Raw genomic sequence first — 13,919 nt, forward strand, 5'->3', positions numbered from 1 at the left:
TTCCATGCAGCACAAATATCTCCCCCTGATTGTTGCGGCCGCCCTGAGCGCCATGTCCGTCGGCGCGCAAGCGTCGGGTTACCGTTTCGGTTCGCAGAGCGTGGCCGGCCAAGGCACGGCGGACGCCAACGGCGCCGAAGCCAACGACGCATCGACCATCTTCTACAACCCGGCCGGCCTGTCGCGCCTGGACGGCACGCAGATCAGCGTCGGCGCCACCGTGGTGGTGCCGCACTCGACCTACAAAGACACCGGCTCGACCCACTTCACCGGCGCGCCGACCGGCGGCACCGCAGCCGATGGCTATGCACCGGATGCAGTGGCTGCACCGTCGCTGTACGTCAGCAAGAAGCTGAACGACCAGTGGGCCGTGGGCCTGGGCCTGTTCGTACCGTACGGCGCCAAGCTGGACTACGGCAACAACTGGAACGGCCGCTACGCGCTGTCCAACATCAAGCTGGAAGCCATCACCCTGAACCCGTCGGTATCGTGGAAGCTGAACCAGCACCACGCCTTCGGCTTCGGCATCGACGCCGAGCACATGAAGGCCGAACTGGGCCAGGCAGTGGACGTGCCGGGTTCGATCGCCGCGCTGTCGAGCGGCGCCGGCGCTGCGCAAGGCGCGGCGCTGATCAAGCAGATCGCTGCCCTGGGCGGCAATCCTGCGCTGCTGAAGACTGCGGGCGACGCCCACGGTTCGAACGACGGCCAGGACTGGGGCTGGGGCTTCAACCTGGGCTACCTGTTCACGCTGGATGAGAACACCCGCTTCGGCCTGGCATATCGCTCGTCGATCTCGCACCAGCTGAAGGGCAGCACCGTGTGGGACTTCTCGCAAGTGACCACCGACCCGATCGTCAACAAGGTGCTGGCAGCGGCGTCGCACAAGGTCAACTCGGCCGCGCTGGTGCGCCTGCGTACGCCGGAAACCCTGTCGGCCAACGTGTTCCACCAGTTCGATTCGAAGTGGGCCGGCATGGCGGACGTGACCTTCTCGCGCCACAACCGCATGGGCGACCTGCACATCGAATTCCCGGGCACCGGCGAAGGCGATGAAGTGATCCGCCAGCAGTGGAAAAACACCGTGCGCGTTTCGCTGGGCGGCAACTACGCCTACAACGAAAACCTGACCCTGCGCGCCGGCGTGGCGTACGACGAGTCGCCAGTGCAGAGCGCCGAGCTGACCCACCCAGCACTGCCGGACAGCGACCGCATGCAGTACTCCTTCGGCGCCAACTGGAAACTGAGCCCACGTTCGTCGATCGATCTGGCGTACAGCTTCCTGGACTTCAAGGACGCGAAGATCAACTACACCAACCAGTGCAACCCGCTCGCAACCGCCTGCACCGGCAACGGCGAAACCACCCGTGGCGTGTACAAGACCCACCTGTCGCTGATCGGCATCGCCTACAACTACAAGTTCTGATTAAGAATTTGACAGTCTGAAAGCCCGGCCGTTGCCGGGCTTTTTTTATCCCAATATTTGCTTCAGCGATTGCGCCATGACGAGCGCATCGCTCCATGCCTCCACCTGAGCCCGGCTGGCCTTGGCCAGCTTTTTGCGGGCAGTTGGCGGCAACGGCCCGAAACGCTGCGTGAGCTGCCGCTCCAGTAGCGCGGCCGCGCCTTCCTTGCGTCCTTGTTCCAGTCCTTGCTCAAGTCCTTGCTCAAGCCCTTGCTCCAAGCCTTGCTCCAAGCCTTGCTCAAGCCCTTGCTCAATCCCTTTCTTGAAGCCCTTCCTCATGCCGTTGTCGATGAAGGTTTGCTCCACTTGGTTGTACAGTCTCATTTCGTGCTCCTTTTCCCATCGGGATATAGCCTTTAGATAGCGTCTGTTGTGTACCTCTGGCAAAGTCATCATCCAGTTGATCACATTGAGTAAGGTGATTATGCGCTTGCCGCTCCATCGATGTTGGTACACTAGCTTGGTCAAGTGCAGCTTGGCTGCGTAGCATTTCTCCGGATCGTGATGAGTCTGCTGCGTACGCAGATGGACCAACGTAATCCAGCCAAATGGATTGTGCGAGGCTTCCAGCGCTTGAATGTCGGTAGCGTAATCGAGTAGCTTGGCTACGCCAAAAGAGAATTCCGTCGCCGTACTGTCCAGCTGCTCATGGAAGCTGCTCGGACGCCACTGGGGACGTTCGTCGGCAAGCAGTGCCAAGCTAATGACTGGCAAGCCGTATGCCTCGCGTATGCGTTCATGGTAGTCGTGCATGCGGCGAGCCAGTCGGGCGTCGCGCTGTGCCTGGATTTCGATGTGGATCAACACCCGCTGACCGTCACTATCGCGCAGGCACACCTCGGCCAGCTTGTCGGCCACCATGATGCCGGCCGGGGCGCCGAAGCCGAACCGGGCCAGTTCCTTGTCGCGAAAACGTGGTCGTTGGCGCCAATCGATGCGGGCGCTGGTGTCGGGGAAGTAGAAATCGAGGAAGGGGCGGAAAGCATGCGATAGCGCGGCTTTCCACGGCAGATCATAACGGGCGGGCGGGGCGGTATTGGGCATTTGCCCAGTCTGCAGCCAGACTGGGGCATGCCTCATGACAAACTGCAAAGCAAAGCTTTTTTATGCGGCCTTGCGTTCGCTGTCGAGCGGCGGTTCGGCGTCGCTGTTGAAAATGGCGTGGTCGGTTTCGCCGAGCACGCGGCTGGCGACGGCGCCGGCGGTCACCGAGCCGCTGACGTTGAGCGCGGTACGGCCCATGTCGATCAGTGGTTCGATCGAAATCAGCAGGCCGGCCAGCGCCACCGGCAAATTCATCGACGACAGCACGATCAGCGCCGCAAAGGTGGCGCCGCCGCCGACGCCGGCCACGCCCACCGAACCGATCGTGATGATGGCCAGCAGCGGCGCGATAAAGCCCAGCGTGAACGGATCCACGCCCACCGTCGGCGCGATCATCACCGCCAGCATGGCCGGGTAGATGCCGGCGCAGCCGTTCTGGCCGATGGTGGCGCCAAACGAGGCGGCAAAGTTGGCGATGCCTTCCGGCGTGCCCAGGCGCGTGGTCTGGGTCTGCACGCTCATCGGGATGGCGCCGGCGCTGCTGCGCGAGGTGAAGGCAAAGGTCAGCAGCGGCAGGATCTTCTGGGTCCAGCGCAGCGGATTCAGGCCCAGGCCGCTGACGATCAGCAGGTGCACGCCAAACATCAGCAGCAGCGCGCTGTACGAGGCCAGCACGAAGTCGATCAGGTGCAGGATGTCGGTGTAGCTGGAGCTCGACACCACTTGCGCCATCAGCGCGAACACGCCGTACGGCGTCAGGCGCAACACCAGCGTCACGATGCGCATCACGATGGCGTGCGCCACCTGCACGAAGCGCTCGAACGAGGCGAAGATGTCCGGCTTCTTGTCATGGATGCCGGTGGCGGCGATGCCGATGAACACCGAGAAGATCACCACCGCGATGGTGGAGGTCTTGCGCCCGCCGGTCATGTCGAGGAAGGGATTGGCCGGGATGAAGCTCAGCAGCATGCTCGGCAGCGAAATCGCCTGCGCCGCTTCCACCTTGCCTTGCAGGTAGATGCCGCGCGCGATGTCGGCGGCCGAGGCGGTCAGGCCGACCGCCGTCAGGCTGAAGGCCTTGGCCATCAGGATGCCGATGCTGGCCGCCACCAGCGTGGTCACCATCAGCGTGCCGATGGTCACGGCGCTGATCTTGCCCAGCGAATTGATGCCTTTCAGTTTCAGGATGGCCGAAATGATGGACACCATAATCAGCGGCATCACGATCATTTGCAGCAGCTTGACGTAGCCGCTGCCGACGATGTCGAGATAGTCGCCGGTGGTCTTCACCTCGGCCGACCCGGCGCCGTAGATCGCCTGCAGCACCGCACCCAGCAGCACGCCCAGCCCCATGCCGGTGAATACGCGCACCGAAAAGGACGCATGCTTGCGTTGTTGCGCATACAGCAGGCCCAGCAGGGCCAGCGCCGCCAGCAGGTTGAGAATCACATTGATCGTCATGGCTTATCCTTTACTACATCTCTGAAGCGAATCGTGCATTTTATCTGTCCTCTTAGACGGTTATTCGAATATTTGGCTATATAGGCATGCTAATTTCGCATATAGAAAGTGTTGTAAGTTATTTCGGTGTGGAAATTTGTGAAACTCTGTGAAGTTTTCGGGCGCTACAATGCTCAGACTTCCCACCTGCAAGGAGTAGTGGCATGGCTACCATGAAAGTAGGCACCCGGCTGAGCCTGGGCTTTGGACTGGTGTTGGCGTTGTTGATGCTGGTCTCCGTGCTGGGGGTGTTTAACATGAGCACGATCCATGCCCAGCTGGAACGCATCGTCAACGAAAACGCCGTCAAGACGCAGATGGTGAGCGAGATGTCGGAATCGGTGCACATCGTGGCGCGGGTGACGCGCAGCGTGGTGCTGCTCAGCGATGAAGCGGCGATCCGGCGCGAAATGGAAAAATCCGCCAAGGCGCGCGCCGTCTACAACCATGCGGTGGACGAATTGGCCAAGCTGCCGGCCACGCCCAAGGGCGTGGAAATCCGCGAGCGCATCGCCGCCCAGGCCAAGCTCACGCGCCCACTGAACGACAGGGTGTTCGAGCTGGCGCTGGCCAACAAGGATGAGGAAGCCACCGAGGTGCTGATGAAGCAGGCCGGCCCGCTGACCCAAAGCTGGCAGGACGTGATGGATGAATACGCGGCGCTGCAGAAGGAAAACAACGAGAGCGCCGCCAGCGCCGCCAGCGCCGCCTACCAGCGCGCGCGGCTGCTGATGCTGGTGCTGAGCGGCGTGGCCATCGTGGTCGGCGCGGTGGCGGCGACCATCATTGCGCGCGGCCTGCTGCGCCAGCTCGGCGGCGAACCGGACTACGCCGCCGCGATTGCCGGCCGCATCGCCTCGGGCGACCTGACGGTGGTGGTGGATACCCACAGCAACGACAGCCACAGCATGCTGCACGCCATGAAGATGATGCGCGACGCGCTGGCCCGCATCGTGGCCGAGGTGCGCACCGGCACCGAGACCATCGCCTCGGCCTCGAGCCAGATCGCCAGCGGCAACCAGGACCTGTCTTCGCGTACCGAGCAGCAAGCCAGCTCGCTGGAAGAAACCGCCTCCTCGATGGAAGAGCTGACCAGCGCGGTGCGCGCCAACAACGACAACGCGCGCCAGGCCAATCAGCTGGCGCAGTCGGCCTCGGCGGTGGCGCAGCAGGGCGGCGCGGTGGTGTCGCAGGTGGTCGATACGATGGGCGCGATCAATGAGTCCTCGCGCAAGATTGTCGACATCATTTCGGTGATCGACGGCATCGCCTTCCAGACCAATATCCTGGCGCTGAATGCGGCGGTGGAGGCGGCCCGTGCCGGCGAGCAGGGGCGTGGCTTCGCGGTGGTGGCGTCGGAGGTGCGCACGCTGGCGCAGCGTTCGGCCTCGGCCGCCAAGGAAATCAAGGAACTGATCGGCACCTCGGTGGAGAAGGTGGAGATCGGCAGCAAACTGGTCGAGCAGGCCGGCCAGACGATGGACGAGGTAGTGGCCAGCGTGCAGCGCGTGACCGACATCATGGCCGAGATTTCCACCGCCGGCGACGAGCAGAGCGCCGGCATCGAGCAGATCAACCAGGCCGTCAGCGAGATGGACACGGTGACGCAGCAGAATGCCGCGCTGGTGGAGGAGGCCGCTGCGGCGGCCGAGGCCATGCAGAACCAGGCGGCCAACCTCGAGCGCGTGGTCAGCGTGTTCCGCCTGGACGGCATGGCGGACGCGCCGCTTGGCGCAACGCCGGTGCCGATGCAACGATCATCCGGCGGGCCGGGCCGGCCTCACAGCCAGATATCGAAAGCGGTGGTGCGCTTGCCGGTGGCGGCCAGCCGGTAAGGGAAGCCGTGCCGGTTCAGCACTTCGCGCACGAACAGCAGGCCGATGCCCTGGCCGCCTTTCTTGGTGGTGAAGAAAGGGGTGAACAGCTGGTGCGCCGGCACGTCGCCCAGCAGGTCGCCGCTGTCGATCACCGATAGCCGCACGCCGCCGTCCTCGCGCGCCAGTTCGAAGGCGATGCGCTTGTCGGCGCCGGCGCGCATTTCCACCGCTTCCATCGCATTCTTCACCACGTTCAACAGCGCCTGCTCCATCAACTGCCGGTCCATGAGAATGGCCGGCACCTCGTCGCAACGCTCCCAGGCGATGCTGATGCCGCGGCTGCGGCACTGCTCGCGGTACAGGTAGAGAATGTCGTCCATGATGTCGCGCACGGCGGCGGGACGCAGCTCCGGCGCCGGCATCTTCACCACCCGCGTGAAGCGCTCGATGAACTCCCCCAGGCTGGCGTTGCGGCGCTGCACCGCGAGGATGGCGGTGCTGAAGTCTTCGCTGTCGCGCTCGGCCAACTGGCTGCGGTAGTAGAGCAGGGAATCGAGCACCGAACCGGTGGCGGCCACAGTGTTGTTGACTTCGTGCGCCAGCACGCGGATCAGCTTTTCATAAGTCGCGCGTTCCGAGCTTTCCAGTTCCTCGGTCAGTTCCTCCACCAGCAGGAAGTGGCGGGCGAAGCCGCGATCGTAGAACTGGCCGCGCTGGCCACGGTAGCGGCGGCCATCGGCGTCGGCCAGCAGTTGGGACTCGCCGAGCGGCAGCGCGTCGAGCTGGGCCGGCAGGCTGTGGCTGTGCTGCTCGCCAAGCCCAGCAGCGCAGGCGGACAGGGTCTTGCCGCGCGCGTCGGCCAGGCCGCGCAGGGCCTGCGCGCTGGCGTTCAGCAGGCTGATGCGCCCGTCGAAATCGAACACGATCACCGCGCTGGGCGTCGCCTCCAGCAGGCGGTCGAGGAAGCCTTGCTGTTCGCCGATCTGCAGGCGCTCCTGATACAGCTTGCCGAGCATGGTGTTGAACAGCTGGACCAGTTCATTGAGCTCGCTGTCGCTGCTGTGCTGCAGGCGGGCGGCGTAGTGCTGGTCTTGCAGCAGGTCGTGGAAATGGCGCGTGTAGCCGAGCGGTTCCAGCGCGCGGCGCGCCAGCCGCAAGCCCAAGGCCAGGCTCAGCAGCAGCACCGCTTCCAGCGCCAGCATCAGCATCGGCTGGTCGCGCAACAGCAGCACCGTCAGCGCAAAGAACAGCGCGTGCGCCGCGGCCAGATAGGCGTACAGCTGCTGTCGCAAGCTCATGGCTGCTCGGCGCCGCCGAGGCCGTGGCGTTCGAGGCGGCGGTACAGCGCGGTGCGGCTCAGGCCCAAGGTCTTGGCCACGCGCGAGATATTGCCCTGGTGCTGGTCCAGCGCGTGCACGATCATGTGGCGCTCGACCTGCTCCAGTGTCATGCCGTCGACACCGAGGCGTTGACCGCCCGCTGCGCCGCCATGCTCGTGCTGCTCGACGGCGACAAAGTCGGCCTGCCGAAATTCGCTGCCGCCCACCAGCAGCAAGGTGCGCTCCAGCGTTTGCTTGAGCTGGCGGATATTGCCCGGCCACGGCTGTGCGCTCAGCCATTCCAGCGCCTGCGGCGTGAGGGTGGCCGGCGGCAAGCCGTAGCTGGCCGCCACTTCACCGATGATGTGGCGCGCCAGCAGCGGGATATCGCTGCGCCGCTCGCGCAGCGGCGGCAGGCGGATGGTGATCAGGTTGAGGCGATAGAACAGGTCTTCACGGAACTCGCCGCTGGCGACCAGTTCCGCCAGCTCGCGGTTGGTGGCCGACACCACCCGCACATCGGCCTTCTCGCTGCGGCTGGCGCCGACCGGCTGGTAAGTCTGGTCCTGCAGCACGCGCAGCAGCTTGACCTGGTCCGAGCGATTCAATTCGCCGATTTCATCGAGGAACAGCGTGCCCTCGTGCGCGCAGGCGACGTGGCCCTTGCGGTCGCTCTTGGCGTCGGTGAAGGCGCCGCGCACGTGGCCGAACATCTCGCTTTCAAACAGCGTCGGCGTGATCGCGCCCATATTGATCTTGACGATGGCGTGGCCGGCGCGCGCGCTGTTGCGGTGGATGGCGTCGGCCACCAGCTCCTTGCCGCAGCCGCTTTCGCCGAGGATCAGCACCGGCGCGCGCGTGTTGGCGACCTGGCCGATGGTGGCCAGCACTTTCAGCAGGCGCGGATGCTCGCCGACGATGGCGCTGAAATCGAACTGCGCATCGAGCGCCTGGCGCGAGGCGGCGCCGGCCGGCGCCGGCGCGGCGGCCTCCAGCGTGGTGCGCACCAGTTCGGCCAGCTGGGTGTTGTCCCACGGCTTGGTGAAGAAGTTGGCGGCGCCGGCCTGCATGCCGCGCACCGCCAGCGCGATCGAGCCCCAGGCCGTCATCAGCAGCACCGGCAGCGACGGCTGGGCGGCGCGGATGCCGGCCAGCAGCTGCAAGCCTTCCTCGCCGCTGGTGTGCAGCGAGAAGTTCATGTCCTGCAGCACCAGGTCGATGGCATGCTGCTGCAGCAGGGCCAGCGCCTGCTCCGGGCCGTCGGCGCACAGCGCGTCGTAGCCCGACTGCTTGAGCAGCAGGGCCAGCGACACCTGCACCGCGCTGTCGTCGTCGACAATTAAAATGCGTTGCTTGCGGGTTGAGTCCATTGTTTATTCGTAGTGCAGCGCTTGGGTCGGGCTCAGGCGCGCGGCGCGCCAGCCGGGGTAGAGCGAACACAGCAAGGATAGCAGATAGATCACACCGGCCGATAGCACCAGTGCGGCGATGAACAGCGGCCAGTTCAGGCTGTCGCCGAACACGCCGGTCAGCGGCAGCTGGATCAGCAGCACCAGCGCCACCAGCATGGCGCCGCTGCTGAGCAGCATCTGCTCGGCGATGATCTGGCGGTAGATGCTGCCGGCGTCGGCGCCGAGCGCGCGGCGCAGGCCGATTTCCGGGATGCGCTGGGTGGTGTTCTGCCACAGCACGCCGAACAGGCCGAACGCCACCATCACCAGCAGGAAGGCGGCGAGCACGGACAGGATCATCAGTGGGATCAGCTGGGTTTGCAGCATGGAAGCGCGCGCCTCGCTCTGCGGCGTGATGATGTAGTTCCAGTCATTGCGGATTTGCTTGAGCTTGGCGTTGAGTTTGGTTTCAAAGATGCGCGGCGTGCCCGGCTTCAGCTTGAGCACGATGTTGTACGCCGCCTCCTTGCCGACCCCGGGGATGAAGCGCGGCAGCATGAAGTACACCGGGTCCATGAATTCGCCATGCGAGCGGAAGTGGGCCACCACGCCGGTCACGCGGTAGCGCCAGCGCTTGTTCTTGTCCTCGTTCGCCACCACGATAATCTGGCCGATGGGATTCTTGCCGGGGAAGTAGCGGTCGGCCAGACGCTGGTTGATGATGGTCGGCGCGGCGTCGGCGCCGTCGTCCTGCCGGGAGAAAAAGCGGCCGGCCGTGAGCGTCATGTCCATCGTCTTGAAATAGTCGTCGGTCACGCCCATGCCGTCGATGGTCAGCTTGTTGCTGCCGTCGGGCAGGGTGTAGTCCTCGGTCCAGCGCGACATTTCATAGGTCCCGAACGAGGCGAAGGCCACCGACTCCACTTCCGGCAAGTCGAGCAGGCCGCGCTTGAAGCTGTCGTAAATGGCGGCGTCGTTGGGCATCTCCTTGGCGGAGCGGATGCTGACCGACCACTGGTTTTGCCAGCCGTGGCCGATTGGCATCTGGTACAGCTGCCAGTAGCGCAGGCCGAAGGCGGCAATCGCAAACACCACCAGGAAGGCCAGCAGGATTTCCAGGCTCAGCATCAGGTTGCGGGCCTTGCGTTTCCAGATCAGTTTTAACAGATGGCGCAGCATTATGCGTTTCCTTTCAGCGCATGGACCGGAGCCAGTCGCGACATTTTCCAGGCCGGGATCACGCCCGACAGCAGGCCAAACACCAGCGTAATCAACAAACCGTAGCCGAACACGGCGAGGTTGAGGTGCACTTGCAGGTAGGGGATGAGCCCGGAGCCTTCCAGCCACCACAGCACGCCTGCGGCCAGCAGCAGCCCGGCCGCGCCGCCGATCAGGCACAGCAGCACGTTTTCCATCACCAGCTGCCCCACCAACTGGCGGCTGGTGGCGCCGAAGGCCTTGCGCACGCCGATCTCGCTGCTGCGCTCCATGATGCGGCCGACGTTGAGGTTGACCAGGTTGAGCGCGGGCAGGGCCATGAACAGCAGCATCAGCGTGACGATGCCGGCCAGCAGTGTGCCGGCGCCGCCTTCCTCGGTCTTGTCGCTGAGCAGGGTACGCGCAAACAGGGCCAGCTTGGAGTCACCCCACATGCGGGTGACGTTGAAGAGATTCGGGTCGTCGTACTGCACGGTCTTGGCTACCGCCATGATTTCCATTTTCAGCGCAGGCAGTTCTTCCGGCGAATGCGCCATCATCATGGCCATGAAGCCGCCGAAGATCTGGCTCTTGTAGTCGCTCGATGGCTGCGAGGTGACCGGCACCCAGATATCGGAAAAGGCGTTGACGTGCATTTCATCGCGCACCACGCCGATCACGGTGAACACCTGGCCGCCGGCGCTGAACTTCTGACCGAGCCAGGTCTGGCCGGGGAATAGCTGGCGCGCGGTGGACTGGTTAAGCACGGCTGCCATGCGGCCCTGCGCGACGTCCTCGTCGTTGTAGAGGCGGCCTTGCAGCACGGTGAAGTCAAGGATCTTCCAGTATTCGGCGTCGGTATAGCGTAGGTTCAGGTTGCTGACGCGATCCTGCTGATACACCGCTATCGTTTGCGGGAAGGTGCTGGCCGACACCAGTTCGGCATGCTTGAGCGGCTTCAGGTATTGGTCGATCAGCTTGTAGCCGAGCGTGCCGCGCCGCTGCCCGCCCTTGCCTGTGTGGCTCGACTCGATCATGATCATTTGCACGAAGCGATCGCTCTTGCCTTCCACGCCGCTCGGATAAAAGGTGTTTTGCAGCAGCGCGGTGACCACCATCAGCACCACCAGCGTCAGCACGATGCACAGCAGGTTGATGGCGGTGAACAGCTTGCGGCGCATGAAGACTTTCCATGCTGTCAGCAGATAGTTTCTGAACATGCGCGCTCCTTAAGCGACCAGCTGGCCGTCGAACACGCGCACGATGCGGGTGGCTAGTTTCGCCTCCTGCTCGTTGTGCGTGACCATCACGATGGTGGTGCCCTCGCTGTGCAGCTTGAGCAGGATGTCCATCACTTCCTGGCCCATCTTGCTGTCGAGGTTGCCGGTTGGCTCGTCGGCCAGCAGCACTTGCGGCTGGCCGACGATGGCGCGCGCGATCGCCACGCGCTGCTGCTGGCCGCCGGACAGCTGGTTCGGGTAGTGGTCCATGCGGGCGCCGAGGCCGACTTTTTCCAGCGCCTCGCGCGCCAGCCGCTGGCGCTTCTTGGCTGAGAGGTCGCGGTACAACAGCGGCAGCTCGACGTTGTCGATCACGCGCAAGTCGTTAATCAGGTGGAAGCTCTGGAAGATGAAGCCGAAGGTGTTGTTGCGCAGCCTGGCCACATGCTTGTCCTTGTACGACGCCACCGGCGCGCCGCCGACGTGGATGGAGCCGGCGCCCGGCTCGTCGAGCAGGCCGATCAGGTTGAGCAGGGTGCTCTTGCCGCACCCGCTCGGGCCCATGATGCTGACGAACTCGGATTTCTCGACATGCAGGTCGATGTCCTTGAGCGCGAGCGTTTCGACCTTGTCGGTCTGGTAGGTCTTGCTGACTTTGTTCAGGCGGATCATTGTGTTCTCCCTTTGTTATTGGGCCACGCGGACGCTGTCGCGGTCCTTGTAGCGGCTGGTGTCTGAGATGATGAGCTGGTCGCCGGCGCGCGCGCCGGACAGGATTTCGACGGCCTTGCCGTCGCTGGCGCCGATGTTGAGCGTGGTCTTGCGTGCGACGCCGCTGCGCACCACGAAAATATCCTGCGGGCCGCGGCCGTTGAAGGCGGGGCCGTTGTCGGCCAGCAGGGTGTGCTGTTTCTGCTCGGTGATGATGTTGACCTCCACCCGCAGCTTATTGCGCAGCATGCTGTGGTGCGGCTCGGCCAGCGTCACCAGCAGCTTGACGGTGCCGTTCTGGATTTCCGGCAGCACGGTTTGCACCTCGCCCTTGAGCTTGACGTTGCCTTGCTCGACCAGCACCTGCTGGCCGGCGCCGAGCGCGCGCGCGTGGAAGTCGGACAGCGAGGCTTCCACCTTGTAGTTGTTCAGTTCGGAGACCTTGGCCACCAGCTGGCCGGTGCCGACGCTGGCGCCTTCATCGGCCAGCAGCCAGGTCAGCATGCCGGCGAACGGCGCGCGCACCTGGGTTTGCGCCAGCAATTGCTGCTGCTCCTGCAACTGCTTTTGCACGATGCTTTTCTGCAGGCGCGCGCCTTCGATATTGCTGTTGGTGACGCGCTTGCCATCCGCGATTTGCTCGCGGTGCTGGCGCAGCTGGATCTCGGTGCGCTGGACGTTGAGTTCGGCGGTCAGCAAATCCTCGGCCGAGACGCCGCCGGCCTTGCGCAGCGTCTGGTACCGGCCCAGCTTGACGCGGTTGGCTTGCAGGTCCAGCTCCAGCAGTTCAATGGCGCTGACCAGTTGCTTGCGTTTCTGCTCCATCTCCAGGGTCAGCGCGAGGATGCGGTTTTCCTGCTGCGCCAGTTGTTCCTTGAGGCTGTCGATGGCGAGCTGGATCGTGCGGTTGTCGAGCTCGAGCAGCAGCTCGTTGGCCTGCACTTGCTGGCCCAGCTTGGCGTGCACCTTGGCCACGCGCGTCTGGACCGGGCTCGACACGAGTTCCTCGTGCACCGGAATCACGATGCCGGAGGCGTTGATGGTATTGGCAATCTGCCCGACGCGCACGGTTGCAATGCTGACGCCGTTTGCGTCGACGCTGGGCGTGACGGCGCGATTGATGGCCCAGGCAGTGAGGCTGATTGTGGCCAAGAGGGCGGCCAACGCCATGACCGTCTTGCGGCGCCGGCGGGCAATGATGTGAGGGCTGATCGTTGTATCCATGCCACCGCTAGTGCAAGCCCCGTGCCAAGTAGCTAAGTCTGATAAATCAAAGACTTAAGATCCGCTGTGGCGGGGTGGCTTGCCCGTCTCCGCGCACCACCGTCCGGAACCGGACACTGGACCGCTAGCGCAGGCGCTTGCTCATGAGGGTGTAGCTGAGCTGTAGGAATTTACCAACAATTGATTTGTACCAATGTGTTAGGGTGATGTCCATTGCGCATCATGAAGTGGAGGAAGCATGCCGCGTCTATGGATTGCCTTGCTGGGTCTGCCATTGCTGGCCCACGCCGCCGACGAGAAGGACCAGATCGTCACCGACCGCCCCGATTTCGTTGAATCCAGCAATGTGGTCGGCGAAGGGCGATTTCAGATCGAAACCAGCTTCGCGCTCGAGCGCAACAAGGCCAACGGCGTGCGCGAGCGGACCTATTCCACCCCGACCCTGCTGCGCTTCGGCCTCAGCGACACGCTGGAAGCGCGCATCGAAACCGACGGCCGCATGCGGCTGGTGACCGATGATCTTGCCACCGGCAAGCGCCAGTCGGAAAACGGCTATGCCGATGTCTCGCTGGGCGTGAAGTGGCATGTGGCGGACGAGCAAGGCATGCGGCCCTCGCTGGGCGTGCTGGCCCATGTGGACCTCGACAGCGGCAGCGGCTCGTTCCGCGCGCCCGGCAAGGGCGGCTCGCTGCGCCTGGCCGCCGAATGGGAGTTGCCCAATGATTTCGGGCTGGGCGTGATGCCCGGCGTGGCCTGGCAGCGCAACGACAATGGCGAGCGCTACACCAGCGGTATTTTCGGTATCGTGCTGGGCAAGGAGTGGAGCGAGCGCTGCCGTACCTTTATCGAATATTCGGCGCCGCAGATCGCCAGCGGCCGCAACGGCGGCTCGCTCAGCACCTTCGATATCGGCGGCGCCTACTTGCTGACCGATACCGTGCAGGTCGACACCGCCTTGTCGCGCGGACTGAACCGGAACACCCCGGACTGGAGCTGGACCGTCGGCCTCTCCATCAAATTCTAGCCAGGAG

At 64.1% G+C, this 13,919-nt stretch carries 11 protein-coding genes; 3 read left to right on the forward strand and 8 right to left on the reverse strand.

The annotated features are described in order from the left end of the window. The first annotated feature begins 4 nt into the window (after positions 1-4). Complete coding sequence (locus tag BMZ70_RS00210; protein ID WP_092268561.1) at positions 5-1,426, forward strand: OmpP1/FadL family transporter; 1,422 nt, start codon at positions 5-7, stop codon at positions 1,424-1,426. A gap of 45 nt (positions 1,427-1,471) precedes the next feature. Here BMZ70_RS00210 and BMZ70_RS00215 read toward each other — a convergent pair whose 3' ends face one another. Further along, positions 1,472-2,509, reverse strand: a complete 1,038-nt coding sequence (locus BMZ70_RS00215) for a DUF4351 domain-containing protein (protein ID WP_165403552.1) — start codon at positions 2,507-2,509, stop codon at positions 1,472-1,474. Between the two features lie 60 nt (positions 2,510-2,569). Continuing rightward, positions 2,570-3,970 (reverse strand): L-cystine transporter, encoded by a 1,401-nt coding sequence (locus tag BMZ70_RS00220; RefSeq protein WP_092268565.1) that lies wholly within the window; start codon positions 3,968-3,970, stop codon positions 2,570-2,572. A 212-nt stretch (positions 3,971-4,182) separates the two neighbouring features. Between BMZ70_RS00220 and BMZ70_RS00225 the strand changes: the two genes are divergently transcribed. Continuing rightward, positions 4,183-5,844 carry a methyl-accepting chemotaxis protein gene (locus BMZ70_RS00225; RefSeq protein WP_092277341.1) on the forward strand — a complete coding sequence of 554 codons (1,662 nt, stop codon included), beginning with the start codon at positions 4,183-4,185 and terminating at the stop codon, positions 5,842-5,844. Here the strand turns inward: BMZ70_RS00225 and BMZ70_RS00230 are convergent. The 6 genes from BMZ70_RS00230 to BMZ70_RS00255 are packed head-to-tail and all read right to left on the reverse strand — an operon-like array spanning position 5,790 to position 12,888. Then, positions 5,790-7,124 carry a sensor histidine kinase gene (locus BMZ70_RS00230; RefSeq protein ID WP_092268567.1) on the reverse strand — a complete coding sequence of 445 codons (1,335 nt, stop codon included), beginning with the start codon at positions 7,122-7,124 and terminating at the stop codon, positions 5,790-5,792. The genes BMZ70_RS00225 and BMZ70_RS00230 overlap by 55 nt on opposite strands. After that, positions 7,121-8,515, reverse strand: coding sequence for a sigma-54-dependent transcriptional regulator (locus tag BMZ70_RS00235; RefSeq protein ID WP_092268569.1), 1,395 nt, complete (start codon positions 8,513-8,515; stop codon positions 7,121-7,123). Before BMZ70_RS00235 ends, BMZ70_RS00230 begins: the two co-directional genes overlap by 4 nt. Before the next feature lie 3 nt (positions 8,516-8,518). Beyond that, the gene (locus tag BMZ70_RS00240; protein ID WP_092268571.1) at positions 8,519-9,715 is read right to left on the reverse strand and encodes an ABC transporter permease; all 1,197 of its coding nucleotides are present in this window, start codon (positions 9,713-9,715) and stop codon (positions 8,519-8,521) included. Next, on the reverse strand, positions 9,715-10,953 hold the full coding sequence (locus tag BMZ70_RS00245) for an ABC transporter permease (RefSeq protein WP_092268573.1): 1,239 nt from the start codon (positions 10,951-10,953) through the stop codon (positions 9,715-9,717). The genes BMZ70_RS00240 and BMZ70_RS00245 overlap by 1 nt, the downstream gene beginning before the upstream one ends. Positions 10,954-10,962: 9 nt before the next feature. Continuing rightward, positions 10,963-11,625 carry an ABC transporter ATP-binding protein gene (locus tag BMZ70_RS00250; protein WP_092268576.1) on the reverse strand — a complete coding sequence of 221 codons (663 nt, stop codon included), beginning with the start codon at positions 11,623-11,625 and terminating at the stop codon, positions 10,963-10,965. Positions 11,626-11,640: 15 nt separating this feature from the next. After that, the gene (locus tag BMZ70_RS00255) at positions 11,641-12,888 is read right to left on the reverse strand and encodes an efflux RND transporter periplasmic adaptor subunit (protein WP_092268578.1); all 1,248 of its coding nucleotides are present in this window, start codon (positions 12,886-12,888) and stop codon (positions 11,641-11,643) included. Positions 12,889-13,126: 238 nt separating this feature from the next. On the opposite strand from BMZ70_RS00255, the gene BMZ70_RS00260 reads away from it, so the two are divergent. After that, entirely contained in the window at positions 13,127-13,912 is a 786-nt protein-coding gene (locus BMZ70_RS00260) for a transporter (RefSeq protein ID WP_092268580.1), read from the forward strand. Positions 13,913-13,919: the final 7 nt, after the last annotated feature.

This window comes from Duganella sp. CF402 (assembly GCF_900109645.1).
Taxonomy (GTDB): domain Bacteria; phylum Pseudomonadota; class Gammaproteobacteria; order Burkholderiales; family Burkholderiaceae_D; genus Rugamonas.

Excerpts from the sequence above, each read along its gene's own strand:
- BMZ70_RS00260 (WP_092268580.1), top strand. The coding sequence starts at position 13,127 with ATGCCGCGTCTATGGATTGCCTTGCTGGGTCTGCCATTGCTGGCCCAC.
- BMZ70_RS00210 (WP_092268561.1), top strand. The coding sequence starts at position 5 with ATGCAGCACAAATATCTCCCCCTGATTGTTGCGGCCGCCCTGAGCGCC.
- BMZ70_RS00220 (WP_092268565.1), bottom strand. The coding sequence starts at position 3,970 with ATGACGATCAATGTGATTCTCAACCTGCTGGCGGCGCTGGCCCTGCTG.
- BMZ70_RS00255 (WP_092268578.1), bottom strand. The coding sequence starts at position 12,888 with ATGGATACAACGATCAGCCCTCACATCATTGCCCGCCGGCGCCGCAAG.
- BMZ70_RS00230 (WP_092268567.1), bottom strand. The coding sequence starts at position 7,124 with ATGAGCTTGCGACAGCAGCTGTACGCCTATCTGGCCGCGGCGCACGCG.
- BMZ70_RS00250 (WP_092268576.1), bottom strand. The coding sequence starts at position 11,625 with ATGATCCGCCTGAACAAAGTCAGCAAGACCTACCAGACCGACAAGGTC.
- BMZ70_RS00240 (WP_092268571.1), bottom strand. The coding sequence starts at position 9,715 with ATGCTGCGCCATCTGTTAAAACTGATCTGGAAACGCAAGGCCCGCAAC.
- BMZ70_RS00235 (WP_092268569.1), bottom strand. The coding sequence starts at position 8,515 with ATGGACTCAACCCGCAAGCAACGCATTTTAATTGTCGACGACGACAGC.
- BMZ70_RS00245 (WP_092268573.1), bottom strand. The coding sequence starts at position 10,953 with ATGTTCAGAAACTATCTGCTGACAGCATGGAAAGTCTTCATGCGCCGC.
- BMZ70_RS00225 (WP_092277341.1), top strand. The coding sequence starts at position 4,183 with ATGAAAGTAGGCACCCGGCTGAGCCTGGGCTTTGGACTGGTGTTGGCG.
- BMZ70_RS00215 (WP_165403552.1), bottom strand. The coding sequence starts at position 2,509 with ATGCCCAATACCGCCCCGCCCGCCCGTTATGATCTGCCGTGGAAAGCC.